Annotated in this window: 7 protein-coding genes; 4 read left to right on the plus strand and 3 right to left on the minus strand. The window is 68.1% G+C overall.

The window, feature by feature from the left end:
- Positions 1 to 72: 72 nt before the first annotated feature.
- Genes A9310_RS05880 through A9310_RS05890 form a run of 3 tightly spaced genes read right to left on the minus strand, consistent with a single transcriptional unit; the run spans position 73 to position 2,186 of the window.
- Positions 73 to 453: a hypothetical protein gene (locus A9310_RS05880; RefSeq protein ID WP_065629768.1), complete on the minus strand. Its 381-nt coding sequence runs from the start codon at positions 451 to 453 to the stop codon at positions 73 to 75.
- Positions 450 to 1,346 carry an SDR family oxidoreductase gene (locus A9310_RS05885; RefSeq protein ID WP_065629769.1) on the minus strand — a complete coding sequence of 299 codons (897 nt, stop codon included), beginning with the start codon at positions 1,344 to 1,346 and terminating at the stop codon, positions 450 to 452. The genes A9310_RS05880 and A9310_RS05885 overlap by 4 nt, the downstream gene beginning before the upstream one ends.
- 51 nt (positions 1,347 to 1,397) lie before the next feature.
- Positions 1,398 to 2,186, minus strand: coding sequence for an SDR family oxidoreductase (locus A9310_RS05890; RefSeq protein ID WP_058253930.1), 789 nt, complete (start codon positions 2,184 to 2,186; stop codon positions 1,398 to 1,400).
- Positions 2,187 to 2,277: 91 nt separating this feature from the next.
- Between A9310_RS05890 and echA20 the strand changes: the two genes are divergently transcribed.
- From echA20 to A9310_RS05910, 4 genes are read left to right on the plus strand one after another with little or no spacing between them, the layout of a single operon-like run.
- Positions 2,278 to 3,063 (plus strand): (7aS)-7a-methyl-1,5-dioxo-2,3,5,6,7,7a-hexahydro-1H-indene-carboxyl-CoA hydrolase, encoded by a 786-nt coding sequence (gene echA20 / locus A9310_RS05895; protein WP_065629770.1) that lies wholly within the window; start codon positions 2,278 to 2,280, stop codon positions 3,061 to 3,063.
- A gap of 1 nt (position 3,064) precedes the next feature.
- Complete coding sequence (locus tag A9310_RS05900; protein WP_065629796.1) at positions 3,065 to 3,958, plus strand: CoA transferase subunit A; 894 nt, start codon at positions 3,065 to 3,067, stop codon at positions 3,956 to 3,958.
- Positions 3,955 to 4,746, plus strand: coding sequence for a CoA-transferase subunit beta (locus tag A9310_RS05905; RefSeq protein ID WP_065629771.1), 792 nt, complete (start codon positions 3,955 to 3,957; stop codon positions 4,744 to 4,746). Before A9310_RS05900 ends, A9310_RS05905 begins: the two co-directional genes overlap by 4 nt.
- Complete coding sequence (locus tag A9310_RS05910; protein WP_065629772.1) at positions 4,743 to 5,855, plus strand: nitronate monooxygenase family protein; 1,113 nt, start codon at positions 4,743 to 4,745, stop codon at positions 5,853 to 5,855. Before A9310_RS05905 ends, A9310_RS05910 begins: the two co-directional genes overlap by 4 nt.
- Positions 5,856 to 6,187: the final 332 nt, after the last annotated feature.

The following is a 6,187-nucleotide window of genomic DNA, read 5'->3' on the forward strand; positions in this document are numbered from 1 at the left end:
GTCCACCTACAGTCGACGAACCCACCAGCCGTTCGGGGTGGTGGGTTCGTCTGTTGGTGGCGTGCCGGACGGTCAGGTCCGTTGGGGCCGCGGGAGGCCGAAGTGGGCGACGATCGCGCGGATCCGGTTGTCCTCGTCGACCACGAAGGTCTCGGACACGGTGGCACCCAGCCGAAGGGTCTTGGGTCGGACGTGGACGATGTAGCGCGTGGTGACGCTGTGCCCGTCCACCGTGGCGGTGAAGTCCGAGATCCGGTGGATGAGGCGGAATTGCGGGCCACGCGCGAGGCTGCGGGCGATGTGGTCGCCGTCGCGCCCGGTCCGCACACCGAACTCCACGCGGGTGCAGTCCGGGTGCAGGACGACCGACGACGGATCGTGACTCACCAAGGCGTCCACATAAGCGCGCGCCGCGGCGATCCGCTCGGCCGAGGGATCTCGGGGCGAGGTCATCGCGCGCCGTACACGGGCATCGGCACCGGCGCCTTGGCCAGGATCTCCTCGATCACCGGGCCGAGCTCGCCGGCCTCCCACCGAGAGCCCTTGTCCCGCTCGATGCTTCGCTGCCATCCATCGGTGATCGAGATCTTGCCGCCCTCGACTTCGAACACCCGGCCGGTTACCGAGCCCGCCGCGGGCGAACCCAGCCAGACCACGAGGGGCGAGACGTTCGCCGGATCCATCGTGTCGAAGGAACCGTCGGCGGGCGCCGCCATCTGAGCGGCCATCGCCTCACCGGCACCCATGGTCATCTGGGTACGGGCGGCCGGAGCGATCGCGTTCACGGTCACACCATACGACCCCAGTTCCGCGGCCGCCTGGATCGTCAGAGCCGCGATGCCGGCCTTCGCCGCGACGTAGTTGCCCTGCCCCACCGAACCGTACAGTCCCGCACCGGAACTCGTGTTGATGATGCGCGCCTGCGGAACGTCGCCGGCCTTCGCCTGGGCACGCCAGTGCGCGGCTGCGTGCCGCAGACCGACGAAGTGCCCTTTGAGATGTACGCGGACGACCGCATCCCACTCGTCCTCCGACAGCGAGACCAGCATCCGGTCGCGCACGAAACCCGCGTTGTTGACCAGTACGTCGAGGCGTCCGAACGCGGAGAGTGCGGTCTCGACCATGGCCGCACCCGAATCCCAGTCCGCGACGTCGCCCACCGACGCGACTGCCTGCCCGCCGGCGGCGACGATTTCGTCGACGACCTCACTCGCGGGGTCCTCGGCGTAGTCGTTGACGACGACCTTCGCGCCGTCGGCGGCGAACGCGAGGGCGTGGGCGCGTCCGATGCCCTGGCCGGCACCGGTCACGATGACGACACGACCCTCATTCAACTTGCTGGTCACTGATGTTCTTCCTTTCCGAAGTGTCTGCGGCCCCGAACCGCACACCGGGTCTCAGACTGCGTTACCGGCCGTGGCGGCGTCGAGGAATGCCGGCTTCTCGCCACCGCCGTGGACGGTCAGCGTCGACCCGGTGATGTAGCCGGCAAGCGGTGACAAGAGAAAGGCGACCGCGTTGCCGACATCGGCGGGCGTGGCCATCCGCCCCATCGGGATGGTCTCGCCGACGGCTGCCACACCGGCGTCGTCGCCGTAGTGCAGGTGGGACTGTTCGGTGACGACCGGGCCGGCCACGACCGAGTTCACCCGCACCCGCGGCGCCCACTCGACGGCGAGCGAGCTCATCAGGTTGTCGAGTCCGGCCTTCGCCGCACCGTAGGCCGAGGTGCCGGGTGACGGCCGGTGGCCGCTCACGCTCGAGATGTTCACGATGCCACCGCCATCCGGCTGCGTCTGCATCACCGCGTTGGCCGCGCGGGCCACGGCGAGCGGGGCGAGCAGATTGAGGTCGACGATCTTGCTCGCGAACCGGACCGACGCGTCGGCGGCCAGCGCGAACGGGGAGCCGCCGGCATTGTTCACGACACCGTCGATGCGTCCGGCCCGCCCGATGATGTCGTCCATCATCGCCACGACCGCATCCGCGTCGCGGACATCGCAGGACACGAAATCGAGATCGCGGAGGTCGTCGGCGAGATTGTCGGCGTTGCGACCACAGATCACCGGACGGGCGCCGAGCGAACCCAGGACGCGGGTGATCCCGGCACCCACCCCGCGCGCCCCGCCCGTGACCAGGATGACCTTCCCGACCAGGCCCAGCTCGACCTGTGACTGCGTCTGCATGGGTGCTACCCTACCAAACAACCAAGCACTTGCTTGGTGCGCTTCCGCAGTCCCCTCGGACTGTCCGGACCGCCCCATGAGAGGAGCCCGCGTGCCGATCACCACGACACGTTCCGATACCGGGATCGTGACCGTCACCGTCGACTATCCGCCGGTCAACGCGCTGCCATCGGCCGCATGGTTCGAACTCGGCGACGCCATCACCGCCGCCGGCCAGGACCCCTCCACCCACGTGGTGGTGCTCCGCGCAGAAGGTCGGGGCTTCAACGCGGGCGTCGACATCAAGGAGATGCAGGCGACCGACGGCTTCGACGCCCTGATCGGCGCCAACCGCGGATGCGCCGCCGCCTTCAGTGCCGTCTACGACTGCGCCGTCCCCGTCGTCGTCGCCGTCAACGGGTTCTGCGTGGGCGGCGGCATCGGCCTCGTCGGCAATGCCGACGTCATCGTCGCCTCCGACGACGCCGTCTTCGGACTACCCGAGGTGGACCGCGGAGCACTCGGCGCCGCAACCCATCTCGCGCGTCTCGTGCCACAGCACATGATGCGCACCCTCTACTTCACCGCCAAGAACGTCACCGCCCAGCAACTCGAGCACTTCGGTTCGGTCTACCGGGTCGTGCCCCGCGAGGACCTGCTCGACGCGGCACTCGAGGTCGCAGAGGCCATCGCCGCCAAGGACACTCGCGTGATCCGCGCGGCGAAGGAGGCGATCAACAACATCGACCCCGTCGACGTCAAGGCGAGTTACCGCCTCGAGCAGGGGTACACCTTCGAGTTGAACCTGGCCGGCGTCGCCGACGAGCACCGCGACGCGTTCGTGTCGACCGGCAAGCCACTTGCCGCGAATTCCGCCTCGGATGGAGGACGTGCCTGACATGCCCACCGACAAGACAAGCACTTTCGACGACGTCATCGCCGAGCTACGCGACGGCATGACCATCGGCATCGGCGGATGGGGTTCGCGCCGCAAGCCGATGGCGTTGGTCCGTGCGCTCGCCCGCTCCGACGTCAAGGACCTCACCGTGGTGACCTACGGTGGCCCCGACCTCGGATTGCTCTGCGCGGCAGGGAAGGTGCGCCGCGCGTACTACGGCTTCGTCTCCCTCGACTCGGCCCCGTTCTACGATCCGTGGTTCGCCAAGGCGCGCACCAACGGCGAGATCGAGGTACGCGAGATGGACGAGGGCATGGTGAAATGCGGCCTCGAAGCGGCCGCCGCACGCGTGCCGTTCCTGCCCATTCGTGCCGGCCTCGGCTCGGACGTCCTCAACTTCTGGGAGGGTGAGCTGAAGACCGTCACCTCGCCCTATCCCGACGCCGACGGCCGGACGCAGACGCTGGTGGCCATGCCGGCACTGAAGCTCGACGCCGCATTCGTGCACCTGGATCAGGCCGATGCCCACGGCAATGCCGCCTACACCGGGGTCGACCCGTACTTCGACGACCTCTACTGCGCGGCTGCCGAACGACGCTATCTCGAGGCCGATCAGATCGTCTCCACCAAGGTGCTCGTCAAAACCGTTCCGCACCAGCGCCTTCTGCTCAACCGCATGGCCGTGGACCGGGTCGTCCACGCGCCCAACGGTGCGCACTTCACGTTCGCCGGTGACTACGGGCGCGACGAGAAGTTCCAGCAGTTCTATGTGGCGTCGGCGAAGGAGCCCGAGACCTGGGACGCGTTCTCGCGCCGATTCCTCCAGGTCGACGAACAGACCTACCAGCGAGAAGTGACCGCCTGGCAGGACGAGCAGAAGGAGACCGGACAGTGAGCACCGCCGAAACCGCGACCACGCCCGGTGAATCGTCCGGTACGGATGAACCCACCCGAGCCGAGTACTGTGTGATCTCCTGCGCCGACATCTTCGCCGGCGCCGGCGAGATCATGGCCTCGCCGATGGCGCCCACTCCCCTGCTCGGCGCCCGGCTCGCGCGTCTCACCACCGAACCCGACCTGCTGATCACCGACGGCGAGGCGCTGATCCTCGCCGACACCCCGCCGATCGGGAAGACCGGGCCGATCGAGGGGTGGATGCCGTTCCGCAAGGTGTTCGACGTCGTGGCATCGGGTCGGCGCCATGTTGTCATGGGCGCCAACCAGATCGACCGGCACGGCAACCAGAACCTGTCGGCGTTCGGTCCGTTGCAGCACCCCACTCGCCAGATGTTCGGTGTGCGTGGCGCGCCCGGCAACACCATCAACCACCCCACCAGCTATTGGGTGGCCCGCCACACCGCGCGCGTCTTCGGCGAGTCCGTCGACATCGTGTCGGGCGTCGGTTTCGACAAGGTCGATCCGGAGAACCCGGCCTTCGACGACCTGAACATCCATCGCGTGGTCACCAACCTCGGCGTCTTCGACTTCGGCGGACCAGGCCACACCATGCGGGCCCTGTCCCTGCATCCCGGGGTCGGCGCCGACGAGGTCGCCGAGAACACCGGCTTCGAGGTCGAAGGCCTTGCCGACGCACCCGAAACGCGCCGGCCGACGGCAGAGGAGCTCGGTCTGATCCGGGACGTCCTCGACCCGAAGGGCTTCCGCAACAAGGAAGTCCGATGAGCAGTCCCACCAGCGCACAACCGAGTCCCGCGCGCGCCGCCGGACTGTCGACGTCGTTCACCGAGCTCGTCGGCATCGAGTACCCGATCGTCCAGACCGGCATGGGATGGGTGTCCGGACCGTCGCTGACCTCGGCAACCTCGAACGCCGGCGGGCTGGGCATCCTGGCGTCGGCCACGATGACGTTCGCGGAACTCGAGGCGGCCATCGCGAAGACGAAATCGTTGACGGACAAGCCATTCGGTGTGAACATGCGTGCCGACGCGACCGATGCCCCCGAACGCATCGACCTGTTGATCCGAGAGGGCGTCAAGGTCGCCTCCTTCGCGCTGGCCCCGAAACCCGAACTGATCGCGAAGCTCAAGGACAACGGCATCGTCGTGATCCCGTCGATCGGTGCGGCCAAACATGCCGTCAAGGTCGCCTCGTGGGGTGCCGACGCAGTGATCGTCCAGGGCGGCGAGGGCGGTGGTCACACCGGACCGGTCGCCACCACCCTGCTGCTGCCGTCGGTGCTGGATGCGCTGTCCGCCAAGGGTATCGACATGCCGGTGGTCGCCGCGGGCGGGTTCTTCGACGGCCGTGGGCTCGCCGCCGCACTCGCCTACGGGGCTCAGGGCGTGGCCATGGGCACCCGGTTCCTGCTGACGTCGGACAGTGCCGTGCCCGACTCCGTCAAGCAGGAGTACCTCGCCCGCGGTCTCGGCGACACCGTTGTCTCGGTCAAGGTCGACGGCATGCCGCACCGCGTGTTGCGTACCCCGCTGGTGGAGGCGCTCGAGAGCGGGAGCCCGGCCCGGGCCCTCGTCGCCGCGGCCCGCAATGCCAACGAGTTCAAGCAGATGACCGGCATGCGCTGGACGACGATGCTCAAAGACGGGCGCACGATGAAGAAGTCGGGCGAACGCACGTGGCAGCAGGTCATCATGGCGGGCAACACCCCCATGCTGCTCAAGGCCGGCCTCGTCGAAGGTGACACCCGCGCCGGCGTGCTCGCCTCCGGCCAGGTCGTCGGCATGATCGACGACCTGCCCAGCTGTGACGAGTTGATCCAGGCGATCATGACGCAGGCACACGAACGGCTGAAGGCGCTCGGGTCGTTGGGCTAGGGGCGCCCCGGAGCTCGCGGAGGGCCATACCATCGCTCCCTGAGCAGCCTATGAGGGTTTGTGTCAACAGGGTCCTGTGATGGGTGTGGGCGTGGGGGTGTGGCCCGGCGGCCGGTGGTGGCTGCGGGAKGGATGATGGTGGGGTTTTGGATGGCCGGGGTCGTTGCCTGGCGCGGGCTCTACCTAGCGGTCAAACGGGTTGGTACCCAACAGCCTTCATTCGAGCTTGGTTCGCGCCGGGGTGGGACTGCTCAGGCTCAGGGTCGGGCTTATGTGCCCAAGGAGCAGCGAGCTTGTCCCGGCCGGAAGGGGTTTAGGGGTCAGGCGGCGGT

The organism is Gordonia sp. UCD-TK1 (assembly GCF_001691435.1).
GTDB lineage: Bacteria > Actinomycetota > Actinomycetes > Mycobacteriales > Mycobacteriaceae > Gordonia > Gordonia hongkongensis.